Here is a 14,469-nt window from a genome sequence, read left to right as displayed (position 1 = left end):
GATCCGCAAATAATTGCTCTGGTCGGAAGTCCGTGACAGGCCAAGTCAGCAACCTGCCTGGCGGATCGTTTCGGTCACAGCTGATACCAGTCGTCTCCGCCGACGCGCAGCGAACGGCCGAGGTAGTCGCGCAGGTCGTTGGCCACCCATCTGCGGCTGTCGCTCTCGTGTTCCCAGACGAACACGTCCGGGCGCTGCGGCTTCTGCACGAAGGCGAACTGATCACCGCCCCCGTTGCCGCCGAAGAACATGAGGGCGTCGAAAGACATATAGAGCTGGGCGAAGGTCTCGTCGGACCAGAAGTGGAGGTTCTGTTCGACGATCTGATCGATGGTCCAGACAGTGTCCACGTGAGAGTGACCGAGCACCCCGTTGCTCTCCAACAGCAGCTGCTTAAGGTCCGTCGGCAGAGCCCGCCCCAACCGCCTCTCGGCCTCAACGATCTCGGACACCTCGACCGGCTCCCGAAGCCCTGCATCAGGAAAGACTTCCTGCACTGACTGTCTCCACATGACAGGGAGCTTAAGGGCCTGTCCCGTATATGACTGTGAGCTGGTAGGTCTCCCTGGCGGTACTGTCGGCCGAGGGAGTCTGAAAGCCGAACGGGTGCCCGCTTCACGGCGGTGGGGCGGCTGCCCAGAGTCTCGTAGGGCGCCTGCTCGCGGAGGTCGTCGCTTCGAGGCACGTGTATGGCGGCGGGGATCTCGCGGGGCCGCTGGACGTGTGGCTGATCGATGACCGGGGTGCAACCGTTCGCGTCACGACTGGATCGGACGGGTGCCTGATCGTCGAGGAGTCGGAGCCACACACCGGCTATGACATGGGCGACTTGGGACGCGTCACTGTGGGGGCGATCGGCAACGAGACACCGTTCGCAGATCACATCCGGGAAAGCATTCTGGCGGTGCGGGAAGAGCACGAACCGAACACCGGACGCGTTGCCCTGGAGCTCTCATTCCCCAGAGGTCGCGTCCGCTGCGAGAGCCGGGCTGGGGGCCTCCGTCTGACCCTGATGTGATGATCTTGGTTGGCTGGTGTGATCACGGCGTCGGAGCCGTCCTGGATAGCCCCGTTCACCGGGCTGAGCCCGCGGCAGTTCGGGAAGCTGGTGACGGTGCTGCGGCGCGAGGGGGCGGACGCGGTCCGCAGGGGCCGGCCGTGGAGTCTTCCTCTGGAGGACCGGGTCCTGCTGGTTGCGGCCTACTGGCGCACGAACCTGACCATGCGGCAGCTCGCGCCGCTGTTCGGGGTGTCCAAGTCGGCGGCGGACCGGATCATCGGCCATCTCGGGCCGATGCTCGCGCTCCAGTCCCGCAAGCGGTTCGCCAAGGATGCCGTGCTCATCGTGGACGGCACCCTGGTCCCCACCCGCGACCGTACGCTCGCCGAGCGGTCGAAGAACTACCGGTACTCCACCAACCACCAGGTCGTCATCCACGCCGACACCCGCCTGGTCGTCGTGGTCGGCCAGCCTCTGCACGGGAACCGCAACGACTTCAGGGCATGGGAGGAATCCGGCGCCAAGGCCGCCGTCGGCAACACCGTCACGATCGCCGACGGCGGCTATCCGGGCACCGGACTCGTCATCCCGCACCGCCGGCGGCGCGGCCAGACCGAACTGCCGGACTGGAAGGAGGACCACAACAAATCCCACAAGCAGGTCCGGGCCCGGGTCGAGCACGTCTTCGCCCGCATGAAGACCTGGAAGATCCTCCGCGACTGCCGCCTCAAGGGTGACGGCGTCCACCACGCCATGCTCGGCATCGCCCGGATGCACAACCTCGCCCTCGCCGGATAGGGAAGCGGGCCGCACGGCGGCCCACCACGCTTGAGACGGCCAGAAGATCATTTACGGGACAGCCCTTAGCCGCCAACTACAACGGAAACCTGTGGCTCTATGCCGGCGACCCCACCAAGAAGCCGGGCGTCAAACCAGCCACCAAGGTCGGCAGCGGCTGGAGCACCTGCACGTTGTCCGCACCAACACGTCCGCCGACCTCCTGGCCCGTAACACCGCCGACGGCAAACTGTGGCGCTACCGAGGAGCAGCAAACACATTCGGCAACCGCACTCTATTCGGCACCGCTGGCTGGACCACAGCCGGTCGCCCACTCATCGCTTCCGGAGACGACGCCGACAACAACGGCCTACCGGATCTGTGGGCCACGACCAGTGACGGGAAGCTCCTCTTCTACAGCGGCGCTCGAGATGACGACGGAAACCCCGTGGTGGACCATTGACAATCGTCGGCACCGGCGGCTGGGGTTCGATCACTGTCCTCAGCTAGGATCTCCTATTTGTTGATGGCGGTCCGGGCCGGCATATCCCGGACCGCCCACAGCAACCCGCCCAAAGTCCCGTCGGAGGCAGGCGATGGCGCAGCGGCTGAGCAATTACCAAACCCTCGTGATGCCTGATTACGGAGGATTCGATCTGTACGATGCAGATTTCGACGTTCGCGATAATGCGCTTATTAAACCCGCGCGCGCCAGAGCAGCCGCAGGGAACGGATTGGAAGTCTGCGTCGTCTGCGCCCAGACCCGATTCAAAGTGCGCCTTGTGATCGAAACCTGGACGGCAGAACCGCCCCTCCTTGACGACTGCGAGGGCTATGAGGAAATGCAGATGGAAATTTCCACCGGTCTATTGGTCATCTCGGAACGGACTCGGGGTGCCTGGGACATCTCTATCCCGAAAGGGACGTACAGGTCACGCATTTCTTTTTCCGGCCGAGACGCAGCCAGCCAGATGGCCGCCGAGGCAGACTCAAGCACGCCGTCGGACGGCCGTGAGGGAACGGAGCAGTACACGTTTCAAATGTGGCCGGCATAGAGGGACGGCTCGCTCTCCCGTCGCCCACGACGGTGCGCGATGACCGCCTGGAACCATCTCGTCTGCGTGCTCTGGGCGCGGTGGCAGGACGCCGAGGGCTACGACCGCACCCGCTGGACGCTGGTCTCCTCGCCCCGTTCAAAGACGGCCGCGGTGGAGGTTCCGTGAGCACGGCCGTCGATACGACGCTGGTGCCCGTCGAGGACGTCGGCGGGCACCAGCCCGTGCCGCTGGGGTCGCCCCGTACGGGCCAATCCGGGCAACTTCCCCAAGGCCGACTCGCCCCAGACCTGTCACCCCGGGGCTGTGCAGTCCAGGATCCTTCCGTCGACCGTTCCTATGACCAGTCGCTGTTGGTCCGCCCGGAACGCGACGGACACCGGCGTGACCGGGTGGCCGTGTGCGCGGAGGGTGTACCGGTCCCGCACCTTGCCCGTCGCCGTGTCGAGGGCCTCTGCCTTCCCAGTGAGGTAGACGACGTACACCGTGCGCTCGTCGCCGTCGAGACCGGCGAGCGGCTGGTCGGTCTCGTAGACCCAGCGTGCTGCTCCGTCCGGAAGCCGACGGTTCACGACGTAGGTGCCCGTACGGGCTTGTGCGTAGGTGGGGCCCCGCTCGTAGGACCGGCCTGCTTGAACGAGGTTGTCTCCCAGCTCGACGGCGGGGCCGTACCAGGGCTGGAGCGCGGACGCCGGGTCCCAGTGCAGGGGGAAGAGGGCGCGCACGGTGGCGGGACCGTGGGCGCCTGGCGGCTCGATCGCGTGGATCCACGGAGCGTCGCCGTTTGGGCCGGGACCGTCCACGTACAGCAGACGGGTGCTGTGTCTGACGCGCAGCGCCGGGGAGTTGGAGCGACGGGGCGCAAGCCCGACTTGTGCCGCCTGGTGGTGTGCGGGGTCGAGCAGCAGCGCGGCCTCTGCGTCGCGCCCCAGGGGGCGCAGGGCCAGCCAGCCCTCGCCCGTGGCGCTCCATGCGGCTGCCGATGGCGTGTTCACCCAGTCCACCACACCGCCGTCCGCCGTCGATATCCGCCGAACTGTGGTCGCCCGGTCGACCATCCGCCCCGTCCGGTCGTCGCGGCGGAAGCCCCGGTACGTCACCCACGCCGATGTGCCGTCAGGGGCTGCCTCGACCTGGACGCTTCCCTCCCCGCTGGCCGGTAGAGCCCAGCTCAGCGCGCCGGACGCATCCCAGCATTCGAGGTCCGTGTGCCGGCCGGTAGCCAGCACCCTGCCGTCGGCCAGCACCGTGAGGTCCCGTATTTCCGCCCGCCTCCGCCACCGGCCCTCCGTCAGTCGGGCGAGGGCGTCCTCCACCTGGGGGTCGTAGAGGAGCCCGCTTTCGACCATCGGATGGCGAACGCGGTCGGGGTCGACCAGACCGGCCGGAGCGGACAGCCAGTCGTCCGCCGCGACGGCCAGCTCGAATCCTGTGCGGAAACCGCCATCCTTGTCCTCGGGGGAGAGCAGCATCGCGAGCCTGCCATCCTCCAGCCAGCGCAGGTGCCGCACTTGGCGGCTCTTGCTCAGCAGGTCCGTCACACGCCCGGTCTCGAGGTGCAGCAGAAGCAGCTGTCCCTCGAAGTCCCACGAACCGTCGTAGCGGCCGGTGCCCACGGCGACGATCGGCAGCTCCGGGTGAGGCTCGATGGCACATACGGAGTATCGGGAGGCGACAACGTGGCGCGGCCGGAGGGTGCCGGCTTCGTACACGCCGATCCGGTGGCCGAGCCAGCGACCCGTGCCGTGCCACGGGACGTGGCCGAGGTCGCCGGCCGTGATGACGCAGCCGTGACGCGTGGCGCTCACCACCCACTCCGGCCGACCGATCTCGGCGAACGGTTGGTCCCCGAGTATGCGGCGAACGGTCAGCTCTCCCGGCACAACGATCTCCCTTCAGGCGGCGCACAGTCTGCCAGGCCCGGCCCGGGCCTTCCTGTGCCCTGTCCAGTCGCTCGGCTCATCCGCACCAGGACGGGCCGACGCGCTGTCCTGACGGCCGGTGGCCCGTGCCGAGCCCGCAAGAGGCGTACGTAGCGAACACGGTCACCGTGTCGAGCGGCCGCACCCACTCGATGAACTCGTTCATGTCTGGCGAACGGCACGTTCCTCTTAAGGTGCCCCCGAAGTCAGGCACGAGGGGATCTCGTTGAAGCGACGGAAGCTGATCGGGATTGGAGCGGGGCTGGCGGTCTTACCTGCCTGGTGGACCCTGCGCCAGGTGGCGAACGGAGCCAAGGGGGACTGGCACACCGACACCACACCGCTGGAGCGGGCATTCCCGCTGCTGGGCCCGCTCGTCGACGCCAAGTGGGTGAGCAGCCGGGACAACGATCGGGGCGTACCGTCGCCGGAGCTGGTGATCTCGGGCTTCGCCCGGCTGACATCGGGGAAACTTGCCGAGCTGACGGCGGCCCACGCCTTCGTCTCCGAGGGGCTGGCCGATGACTTCTCCTCGTGGTTCGAGAAGCCGATCGAGGTCGAGGGGCCGGAGAACCCCCAGTGGATCCGGTCGCACGAGCTCGACCGTGACGGCAGCGGCCACTCCACCAAACTGTGGTTTGACCGTCGCAGCGACACCGTCCGCTTTTGGGCACTCAATCCGTACGGCTAAGGGTTGTCCCGTCAGCGGGTTCCGCGGTCGGGCTTCAGAGGAAGCCCAGCGGGACGTCCTTCTCGATGCAGAGCCGCAGGACGCCCGCCAGCTGGCGGGCGTCCTCGATGTGCTGGAAGAGCTGGTCGCCGCCCTCCTGTGCCCACTGGTCGGTGATCGCTTCCAGCCGGACCAGAATCGACGCGCACTCGGCAGGCGAAAGGTCGTCGCCGCCGGCATCCGGATGATCGAGTAGTGGCTCCAGGGCGGTGGAAACCGGGCTCCACGGGCGTTCTCCGCCGAAGCCTGACATCTCGGAGAGGACGAACCCCTCGGCCTCGGCCAGACGCCGCCGGAACGCGGCGAAGCCGCTGTAGGACCAGGAGACATCCGGACTGCTGTTGTCTCCGTCGCCCGGGAAAAGAACCAGTCCCATGTGCCCTCCTTGCTTGCCGAGCACACAGGATCGAGGACGCTGGGCAGCGCCTGCAACTGCAATGATCTTGGTGTGGCTGGTGTGATCACGGCGTCGGAGCCGTCCTGGATAGCCCCGTTCACCGGGCTGAGCCCGCGGCAGTTCGGCAAGCTGGTGACGGTGCTGCGGCGCGAGGGGGCGGACGCGGTCCGCTGGGGCCGGCCGTGGAGTCTTCCTCTGGAGGACCGGGCCCTGCTGGTTGCCGCGTACTGGCGCACGAACGCTGCAGCGCCCTCGGCGTGGCGGCCAGGGCGTACCAGCCCACCTCCTTGGGGACGGTGGTCGTCAGTCGTCGCGACGGCGCACGGCGCGGAGTGCGACGTCGTATGCCATCGCGCCGAGCGTGAGAACCACGAGCGGCCACACGAACGGGAATCCTGGCGAGGCAGCACCCTGCGCCAAGAGCGCACCGAGGCTGCCCGTGCCGAGCATTGCGGTACAGGCCGGCAGGTTCGGTGAGGTGATCCGCAGCACCATCTCCCTGCGTACGGCCGGGCGTGACGGGTCCGGAGCGGGCGCGCTCATCGACCGTTCCCCGTCCCCGCTCCGACCTCCGTGGGGCCGCCGGTGATCCGGGCGGCAAAGCCCTTCACCTTCCGGCGGACCTGCTCGCCGACAGTGATCACCGGGCGCGGGCCAGCCCGGGTCGTCCTGCCTACGGCGGAGTCATGGGGTGCGCCACCCACAGGTGGCGCGGGAGGAACGAGTTCGCTGCGCGGCCGACGGCTCGCAATTCGTTTGCCGGGCCTGGGTGTTCGAATCTAGGGTCGAGGTGTTGAACGGCGTGTAGCTCAGTCAGTTAGAGCACCGGGCTTCCTACCCGGGGGGCGCAGGGGCAGATCCTGCCACGCCGGCTTATGGACGAGATCGCTGACCAGCAGCCCCCGACCGAGCCCGCCTCTCCCGCCGGTGCGCCCGCAGCCGTGACGATCGGCCTGGCCACCGCCTCGTCGGCGTATGCTGCAGGCCAGTTGGCACGCGCGCTGCGCACCTCTGTCTCGCATGCCGAGCCGGCGACCCGCGACCGCGCCCTCGGCCGTATCCAGAAGTGGCGTGCAGTGCTCGCGGGCATGGCGGACGGCAGCCTCACCATCGGTGCGCGCACGCCGGTCGCCGGACTGCCCGCCTGGGTCACCCCCGAGGTCGTCCGCGGCGGATTCGCCACCGGAACGCCCGGCGCGGGCGGGCCCCTCGCCTCGTACGAAGCAGATGCCGCCAGCCGTGCCGGCGTACCGGCCGACCGTGCGGCGCTCTTCGCGCACGCGCTGACGGAAGCGGGCCTTCAGGAGCTGTGGCAGCTCCTGGACACCGGTCGCTACGAGGTGTCCCTGCCCGAGGAAGCGGCACTGCTGACCGTCGCCTGGCTGGTACGGGCCGAGGACTTCGACGCGGCCGCAGCCTTGGTGAGGGAGCTTCAGCCGTTCGCCGACCGGCTGCGCTTCCTGCCCCGCCCGACCGACCGGCCCACCCCCGACGCGAGCGCGGTGCACCGCCGCAGCGTGGGCCAGGTCTCCCACGCGCTGCGGGCCCGCGGGCCCAAAACCGCCATCGAGGTGCAGCGCGAAGCCCTCGGCGTCTGGCGGCCCTTCGACGACGAACTCCTCGCTTACTGGCTGCAGCATGCCGAAGTGACCGCCCCGGCCCGGTCCGCAGCGGATCGATCCGGACCCGGGCGCGTGCCCGGCCCCGGTCAGGCCACTGCCCGCCCCGGCCCCGGCGACGCGCGCGGGCAGGCCGCCGCTCTGCTGGAGCGTTACCGCACCCTGGCCGCAGCCCACACGCTGTGCCGCAAGCACCGCGACCAGAAGTCCAACACGGGCATCATGCTGCGGGCCCTGGAGGAGGCCGCCGCCGGTCGCCCGCTCGCGCCCCGGCTCGCCGGGCTGCTGCGTCACGCGGTGACCTCGGTCGTCGCCAAGCGAGGTCTGCCCGGCTCGGACCGGCACTCCCGGCTGCGCGCCGAGCAGGCGCGCCAGGCGGCTCTGCCGGCACACCACGAGATCGCCACCGCCGTGGCGGACCGCCTCGCAGCTCTGGACCAGCGGGGCGGCACGCCCGACGTCGACGGACCGCTCGCACCGATCACGCAGACGGAGGCAGCCGAGACCGGCCTGCCCGCCGGAACCGTGGTCCCGCCGCGACTGCGGCACGTGGTCCGCACCGCGCTGAGCGCCCCGCCGGAGGAGCTCCTCGCGCGCGGCCTGGTGCCGTCCGCGGAGGTGCTGGCCGAGCTCGTTCCGCAGCTCGTGGCCAACGCCACCGCACAGCGCTACGCCGACCCCGCCCTGCGCACCCTCATGGCGGCCACGTACCGGGCCTTCCGCAACCGGCGTTCGCTGATGCTGCTCAACCTGGCGCACCAAGTACGGGTGGACGAGCTGCCCTGGGTGCGCGCGGTCGCCGGCCAGGGCAGTGACGCCGATACGCAGGCAAGGGCGCGGGCGGCGGCAGAGGCAGCGCTGCGCCGCCTGGGAGACCTGGCCGTCGGCGCTTTCCCCGGAACGCTGCTGCCGAACCCGCTGGTGCGCGAGATGTCCCACCTGGCCCGCCAGGCAGACCTTTCCGCGCCGTTCACCGAAGAGCTCGCGGCCGACATCTTCATGGGGACCTTCAGCTCGAAGTTCCTGACCACCGCGCGCATCGCGGCCGACCTTCTGCAGGACAGCCTCTACACCCGCTACTACGGCATCGACTGCGCGGCGGTACGCAGCATGGCGGTGGTGCACGCCGCCGACAACCTCGGCCGGACGCATCCGGCCCGAACGGCACCCGCGTTCGACCGGCTGTGCGGCGAACGGGCCGGTACGGACACCGCCTACTCCTGGTCACCGGCCGGAAACGGCACGGTCATCGAGCAGGCGCAGATCCTGACCACCCACAACCTGGCCGTCCTGGTGCGGCACGTGGGCATCGCCCCCGAGGCAGGCTGGGAGGCCCTGGCCGAGGAGGCCTTCGCCGCGGTCTGCCGCCTCGTCGCCCGCGTCCACGGCCACCCACGCCCGCTCGGCACCATCAAGGACGCCGCGTACGGCTGGCGTCAGACGCTGTTCTTCCTCTCGCTGTGCCCGACCGCCCGGCAGACGGCGCTCGTCCAGCAGATGGCGGCCGAGGCCGCCCGGCAGCCGTGGCACACGGCGGCCCGCCTCGCCCCGGTGATCGCCGGACTGCGCCTGGTCGCGGGCGGCGGCACCTTCGACGCGGACGGCACCGCACTGGGCGGCCTCGCCCGCCGTTTCCAGGGCTGGACGACGACCGGCCACTGGATGCGCTCGGCCGCCCGCTGACCGGCCGCGATCGTGCGTGGGTGAGGCTGGGTGCACTGTTCCACGGGGCCATACCACCGGTGCGCCCCGAGGAGTCCTGCTGGCGTAACGACCTAAGACGTCATCTCAGTGGGTGGTTCTGGCTATCGGTGTAGGTGAGTCAGAGCGTCGTCTCTCACGGGGTAGGGGCGTTCATGCGGCAGGAGTTGCTGTGCGGCGTCCAGCTCTCCGTCTTGTACATGGGCGTGGATCATGCGGGCCGGTGCTGTGACATCGGTAATGGAGACGATCCATTCGTCGGCGTAGAGGTGGGCGGCTTCACCGGCGAGGCCGAGCTGGAGTGATCGGTGGGGAAGTGGTTGAAGATACAGGTCGCGTTCCGGGTCCCATTGCACGCGGGCAGGAGCTCGCTTCAGCTGGCGTCTCCACGCGTTGCGGTCGGTGTGGAGTCCGCGTTCATAGTGCGAGAGGCAGGCGTGCCGCAGTGCCCACTCGAAGCCTTCCCTGGTGATCTCGACGGCAAGGACATGCTCCTGACCTTCCTTGGTGCCCCACCCGGAGCGGTACATCATCCACAGGAATGACGGCTTGATCCACGTCATCCGGTCCCGCTGCCACACTGCCGGGAAGCGACCGTCCCGGGCCGCCGCCAGACCGATCTCCGGCGAGTATGCCTGGTAGACGGTGACCGTGGAGTCCGTGTGAAGGGCTCGGATCTGATGCTTGGGTTCTGTCACGGGATCAGGGTGATCGCACCGCTTCACGTGCGCTATCGAATTACCGGGGCGGGAGGTTGCCGAGTCTGCGGGAGCAGATGAGGGTGCAGGCGATGCCGGCAAAGGCGAGGAAGTGGGCCGCTTTGCGTTCTTAGCGTCGGTGGAGGCGTCGGCAGCGGGCGAGCCAGGTCATGGTGCGTTCGATGGTCCAGTGGTAGCGGCCCAGCCGTTGTGACGACTCGACGCCTTTGCGGGCGATGCGGTGGGTGATACCGCCGTGACCATCGCCGCAGGTGGTAGTAGTCGTAGCCGCTGTCGCCGTGGAGCTGTTCCGGCTTGCGCCGCCGGGGCCCGCGGCGGGACCGGATCGGCGGAAGGCCCTTCACCAGCGGGGATCAGGCCTGGCGGTCGTGCAGGTTCGCCGCCGAGATCCCGACAGAGACGGGCAGACCCGTCCGCTCGGTGATCAAGTGAAGCTTCGAGCCGTGTTTGCCCCGGTCCACAGGATTCGGACCCGTCAGGTCGCCCTTTCAAGGCCCGCATGTTCGCCGAGTCGATCGCGCAGCGGGAGCAGTCCAGCTCGCCTCCGGAGCCGAGCTCGTCGAGGAGCAGGCGTTAGAGCTTGGCCTACACTCTCGCCTTCGTCCACTCAGAAAAGCGCTGGAGGGCCGTCGCTCCCGACGGCCTGAACGACGCGGGCGGCAACTGCTGCCACGTGCAGCCCGACGTGGCCACGATCACGATCGCGGCCGGCACCTCTCGGTCGCCATGCCGACGCCGGCCCCGGGCCCTGGGGCCACGTAGGAGCCTCCGGCACCACTCACTGGAACACCCCTCCCACAACTCGTCCGGCACAAGCCGCTCGACTATCCCCACCACAGCCCGCAGCCTGTCGAACCGGCCGAATGAGATGCCCTCTATACCGGCTCCTCGTACACATCGATCTCGGCTGGCGCACGAGCAAGCACCCGTTCGAGGTACCTCTCCATGGCGGCGAACCACTCGTCGAGGTCCGCATCGGCGTCATGAAAGAACCAGGAATCGAAGCTCCCCAGGGCATCCAGTACAGGATCACACTCGTAGCGAAGTTCGCAGTGAACCTGCACGTAGTGCTCGTGGTCACCCTCGTCGTCACTGATGTCGAACTGTCGCGTGAGGTCCATCGTGAACATCGGCCGCCCGCTGAAGGCGTACGTGCCGTACTGGAGGAGCAAGCCGTCCGAGTCCGGAGTGGGCGCGGTGGCAAAGCGTCGCCGCGCGAATCGCATGAAGGCCAGCCATGCAGCCCGCGTGGTCAACTTGCTCTTCGCCGATCGCTCGACCTTCAGTTCGGCACGGAGGACATCGAGGGCTTCCTCCATCCTCAGTCTGTCGTGCACGCCCGTTCCCCTCGGTCCCTGAATCAGCACCCTAACCTTGCAGGGTTGGATCAGATCCAGTCCTGACCAGCGAGGCAGCGGCCGCCCGAGACGCAACGCCCGGTCACTGCTGCACGGAACTGCACGGAACATGCGCTACGGCTTCTGGATGGGATGGCGTTTCGGTGCGCGAGGATCCGCAGCATCACGGTCATGGTCGTAGACCTCGGCTCGGCGACTCCGGCACCGGCAAGTCCCACATGCTCATCGCGCTCGGAACCGAAGCCGCGATGGCCGGCTTTACCGGGTCAAGTACGTGCTGGCCACGAAGCTGGTCAACGAGCTCGTCGAAGCCGCCGACGAGAAGCAGCTCTCCAAGACAATCGCCCGCTACGGCCGCGTCGACCTCCTCTGCATCGACGAACTCGGCTACATGGAACTCGACCGCCGCGGCGCCGAACTCCTCTTCCAGGTGCTGACTGAACGAGAAGAGAAGAACAGCGTCGCCATCGCCTCCAACGAGTCGTTCGGCGGCTGGACCAAGACGTTCACCGACCCCCGGCTCTGCGCGGCCATCGTCGACCGCCTCACCTTCAACGGCACCATCATCGAGACCGGCACCGACTCCTACCGCCTCGCCAGCACACGAGCCCGCGCGGAACGCGCAGAAGCGGGCTGATCAACCGCTTCAACGCCTGGCCGGCAGCTGCCGGAGACCGGCCAGGCCGACGTCATCCGAGTGGGACACGCCCTGGGACCAACGGCCCGGCGTCCAAGTGAGCTGCGATGCGCCGGATGGTCCCGGCGTTGTCCTCGAACAGATGCGCCTGCATGCCCGCCGCCTGGGCGGCCTCAACGATGACTGCGACATCGTCGATGAACAGGCAGTTCTCCGGCCGCACGTCCAAACTGGCGCATGCGACCTCGAAAGCACGCAGGTCAGGCTTTTCGATGCCGATCTCATGCGAGTAGACGATCTGCTCCACCAGTTCGTCGAAGTGATACAGCGTCGTCTCCCGCTCCCTGGCGCCGATGAAACTGTTGCTCAGGATGCCGAGCTTGCACCTTCCGCGCAGCCCTCGCACATAGTCGATGAGCTCCACGTTCGGCGTCCCTAGATACTCCGCCCAGAGATCAGCCATGAACGCTTCAACCCGGGACGCGTCGAGACCCAAACGGGCCGCTACTTGCTCGTGCACCTCTCGCTCGCTGATGTCCCCGACGCTCCCAGCCCGCCACACGTCGTGCATCCGCTCATGGATAGTGCCCAGTGGCAGGTCCAGCCGCTCTTCCCACCGTTGCACCCATCCCGTTTCCGGCGTGATCTCCAGCACGCCGCCGATGTCGAGAATGACGCAGGTCGCGATCACACGAACTCCCCCCTCTTCCTCCTGGCCTGACCGGCGGACACAGACCGTCCGCTCATGTGGTCGGCAGAGACACTGTCATCCGTCCCTCTGGGGCAAGGTCAAGTGATCTCCGAAGCTTGTGACAGCCCTGTCGCAACCAACCGACCCTGCTCGCCCCAATCAGCAGGTGCCTTCAAAACTCGTGACGATCCGCGAAGCCATCGACCGGACGCTGACGGCGAAACTCGTTAACAAACGCTGTCGAAAGAAGTGATCGAAGCCAGCCCGGGAATCGATGAGCAACCGTTGTCCCTTCTCGGGTTCTGGGTCAACTTCTGTGGACCTGTCGCGGAGCGTGACTGGTGACGGCCCCGGTGGCGTGCGCCGGTGAGCGATCGTGCAGGCTGGCCTCATGACCAGCCGCGTTGAGAATTACCTCGCCCATCTTGATCGACTTTCCGGAGGAATGGAGCCCCGCTTCTTCCCCGTCGAGTCGACCAAGCAGGGGCTGCGGGGCGTGACGGAGATCGTTTACGACAACCTGCCGGACGGTCTTCTCACGGCGCTCACCTACGGCTTGTCGCTGGCAGAGCATCCCGATTGGCAGCACGGCTCGCCGGAACTCTGCCTCAGCGTGAACTCGACCGACGTGATCTGGGCCCACGCCGTGGGCTTCCTCGCCGAGCAGCTCCGTGGAACCTGCCCATTCAGCTACGGCAGCACGATCAACTTCGGTGAGCGCATCGTGCCCGACTCGGAGATGACGGCATTCTGCGTGTTCGCGCCGCTGGTCCTCGACAGAGACGACTACCTGGGCCTCGACGTCGGCATTCCGGGACACGAGGGCCACGACGTGATCAACATCCAAGGGGTGTACCCCATCCACGAGGTCGAGCGGCAGTTCATCAACGAGTACGGACTTGAAGCCTTCTGGAAGAGCGGCTGGGTGCCCACCGACGTGCTCCGGCGCCCCGCGATCTGATCTGGGGAGGGCGGCTGGTGGACTGCATCGGGCGAGCGGGACTCGCTTGTGTAGGAGCGCGAAGCCGGCTCGGCCGAACATCTGACGCTTGAGCATCCTGCGCGGTCGGCGTCGATCACAGTGGAGAGCGCCTCCTCGCTCCCGCCTGCGGTAGACGCGCGCCGGTTGCAGACGCTGCCCACCCCAAGCGGCCCCGGGTTGCAGTGCTGGCAGAGATCCGGCTGCCCGTCGCCAGCACTAACTACGGCCGCCCGCAACGGGCAGATCTTCGCCCTCACCGAGCTGGGGCGCCACTCGGAGGCCGAGGCGCTGGCGTGCGAGGCACTCGCCGCCCATTGCGTACCGGACCGGTTCACCCTGGTACCGCGTCTCGGTCTGGCCCGCAGCCTCAACGGTCAAGGCCGCCACAAGGAGGCTTTCGCCGAAACGGAGCGTGCCGAGGAGCTGTGCCGCAGTCTGCCCCGAGAGCAGCGCCGCTCGGAAACCGGCGCAGTCGAGCTGGTCATGGCCACCGCCCTCCTCGGTCTGGGGCGTGACACCGAGGCCCGTCCGCTGGCCGCAGCCGCCCAACACGCCTGCCTGGCCGCCTTTGGCCCGGGCCACCGTCGCACCGGGGAGGCCAGGGCGATGCTCGACCGTATCGACAGCGTTTGAGCAGGAGCGTCGCGTCGACATGCGGGACGCTCGCCTGTGGCTGAGCGTCCAGCCTGCGACCGAGCGTCGCAATCGGCCGACGTCGCACGGCAGGTCCCGGCTCGACATGTGGCACGGCCGGTCCGCGTACGTGCGAAGGAACGCGGACCGGCCCACGGGTGCACCGTCCTGCCAGTGGTGCCGACACCGACCGTAGGGAATACCGTTGTACGGCGCACAGCCTGATCCGCCGTTAGGTGCGCCGGGCC

14 protein-coding genes, 1 tRNA gene and 3 pseudogenes are annotated in these 14,469 nt (G+C 68.1%); 10 read left to right on the top strand and 8 right to left on the bottom strand.

The features are described 5' to 3' along the window. Positions 1–74 precede the first annotated feature (74 nt). Entirely contained in the window at positions 75–497 is a 423-nt protein-coding gene (locus tag ACF1G2_RS00180; RefSeq protein WP_391796025.1) for an SMI1/KNR4 family protein, read from the bottom strand. Between the two features lie 530 nt (positions 498–1,027). On the opposite strand from ACF1G2_RS00180, the gene ACF1G2_RS00175 reads away from it, so the two are divergent. The 3 genes from ACF1G2_RS00175 to ACF1G2_RS00165 all read left to right on the top strand — a co-directional run bounded on the left by ACF1G2_RS00175 (position 1,028) and on the right by ACF1G2_RS00165 (position 3,000). Next, positions 1,028–1,798: a transposase gene (locus ACF1G2_RS00175; protein ID WP_391796024.1), complete on the top strand. Its 771-nt coding sequence runs from the start codon at positions 1,028–1,030 to the stop codon at positions 1,796–1,798. Positions 1,799–2,373: 575 nt separating this feature from the next. Continuing rightward, positions 2,374–2,832: a hypothetical protein gene (locus ACF1G2_RS00170; RefSeq protein ID WP_391796023.1), complete on the top strand. Its 459-nt coding sequence runs from the start codon at positions 2,374–2,376 to the stop codon at positions 2,830–2,832. A gap of 39 nt (positions 2,833–2,871) precedes the next feature. After that, on the top strand, positions 2,872–3,000 hold the full coding sequence (locus tag ACF1G2_RS00165) for a hypothetical protein (RefSeq protein WP_391796022.1): 129 nt from the start codon (positions 2,872–2,874) through the stop codon (positions 2,998–3,000). Positions 3,001–3,125: 125 nt separating this feature from the next. Here ACF1G2_RS00165 and ACF1G2_RS00160 read toward each other — a convergent pair whose 3' ends face one another. Next, the gene (locus ACF1G2_RS00160) at positions 3,126–4,640 is read right to left on the bottom strand and encodes a hypothetical protein (RefSeq protein WP_391796021.1); all 1,515 of its coding nucleotides are present in this window, start codon (positions 4,638–4,640) and stop codon (positions 3,126–3,128) included. Between the two features lie 340 nt (positions 4,641–4,980). On the opposite strand from ACF1G2_RS00160, the gene ACF1G2_RS00155 reads away from it, so the two are divergent. Beyond that, on the top strand, positions 4,981–5,445 hold the full coding sequence (locus ACF1G2_RS00155) for a hypothetical protein (protein ID WP_391796020.1): 465 nt from the start codon (positions 4,981–4,983) through the stop codon (positions 5,443–5,445). 34 nt (positions 5,446–5,479) lie between these two features. Here ACF1G2_RS00155 and ACF1G2_RS00150 read toward each other — a convergent pair whose 3' ends face one another. Further along, positions 5,480–5,860, bottom strand: coding sequence for a hypothetical protein (locus tag ACF1G2_RS00150; RefSeq protein WP_391796019.1), 381 nt, complete (start codon positions 5,858–5,860; stop codon positions 5,480–5,482). A 72-nt stretch (positions 5,861–5,932) separates the two neighbouring features. On the opposite strand from ACF1G2_RS00150, the pseudogene ACF1G2_RS00145 reads away from it, so the two are divergent. Beyond that, positions 5,933–6,121 (top strand): annotated as a pseudogene (locus ACF1G2_RS00145) (IS5/IS1182 family transposase); the annotation flags it as partial. Between the two features lie 63 nt (positions 6,122–6,184). Here the strand turns inward: ACF1G2_RS00145 and ACF1G2_RS00140 are convergent. Continuing rightward, complete coding sequence (locus ACF1G2_RS00140) at positions 6,185–6,424, bottom strand: hypothetical protein (protein ID WP_391797052.1); 240 nt, start codon at positions 6,422–6,424, stop codon at positions 6,185–6,187. 255 nt (positions 6,425–6,679) lie between these two features. On the opposite strand from ACF1G2_RS00140, the gene ACF1G2_RS00135 reads away from it, so the two are divergent. Both ACF1G2_RS00135 and ACF1G2_RS00130 read left to right on the top strand, forming a co-directional pair. After that, a tRNA-Gly gene (locus ACF1G2_RS00135) sits at positions 6,680–6,753 on the top strand. 3 nt (positions 6,754–6,756) lie between these two features. Next, entirely contained in the window at positions 6,757–9,183 is a 2,427-nt protein-coding gene (locus ACF1G2_RS00130; RefSeq protein ID WP_391796018.1) for a hypothetical protein, read from the top strand. A gap of 122 nt (positions 9,184–9,305) precedes the next feature. Here ACF1G2_RS00130 and ACF1G2_RS00125 read toward each other — a convergent pair whose 3' ends face one another. The 3 genes and pseudogenes from ACF1G2_RS00125 to ACF1G2_RS00115 form a co-directional block, all read right to left on the bottom strand. Continuing rightward, positions 9,306–9,899: a DUF4291 domain-containing protein gene (locus ACF1G2_RS00125; protein WP_391796017.1), complete on the bottom strand. Its 594-nt coding sequence runs from the start codon at positions 9,897–9,899 to the stop codon at positions 9,306–9,308. A gap of 40 nt (positions 9,900–9,939) precedes the next feature. After that, positions 9,940–10,757 (bottom strand): annotated as a pseudogene (locus ACF1G2_RS00120) (IS5 family transposase). Positions 10,758–10,795: 38 nt separating this feature from the next. Further along, on the bottom strand, positions 10,796–11,257 hold the full coding sequence (locus ACF1G2_RS00115) for a hypothetical protein (protein WP_391796016.1): 462 nt from the start codon (positions 11,255–11,257) through the stop codon (positions 10,796–10,798). Between the two features lie 209 nt (positions 11,258–11,466). On the opposite strand from ACF1G2_RS00115, the pseudogene ACF1G2_RS00110 reads away from it, so the two are divergent. Continuing rightward, a pseudogene (locus ACF1G2_RS00110) lies at positions 11,467–11,915 on the top strand (ATP-binding protein); the annotation flags it as partial. 52 nt (positions 11,916–11,967) lie between these two features. On the opposite strand, the gene ACF1G2_RS00105 reads toward ACF1G2_RS00110, so the two are convergent. Beyond that, positions 11,968–12,606, bottom strand: a complete 639-nt coding sequence (locus tag ACF1G2_RS00105) for an HAD family hydrolase (protein WP_391796015.1) — start codon at positions 12,604–12,606, stop codon at positions 11,968–11,970. A 391-nt stretch (positions 12,607–12,997) separates the two neighbouring features. Between ACF1G2_RS00105 and ACF1G2_RS00100 the strand changes: the two genes are divergently transcribed. Beyond that, complete coding sequence (locus ACF1G2_RS00100) at positions 12,998–13,567, top strand: suppressor of fused domain protein (protein ID WP_391796014.1); 570 nt, start codon at positions 12,998–13,000, stop codon at positions 13,565–13,567. A 165-nt stretch (positions 13,568–13,732) separates the two neighbouring features. Then, positions 13,733–14,221, top strand: a complete 489-nt coding sequence (locus ACF1G2_RS00095; protein ID WP_391796013.1) for a hypothetical protein — start codon at positions 13,733–13,735, stop codon at positions 14,219–14,221. The last annotated feature ends 248 nt before the right edge of the window (positions 14,222–14,469 follow it).

The organism is Streptomyces sp. NPDC013457 (genome assembly GCF_043089925.1).
Classification (GTDB): Bacteria; Actinomycetota; Actinomycetes; order Streptomycetales; family Streptomycetaceae; genus Streptomyces.
The sequence above is the reverse complement of the archived record's forward strand: the minus strand, read 5'-3'. Positions and strand labels throughout refer to the sequence as shown.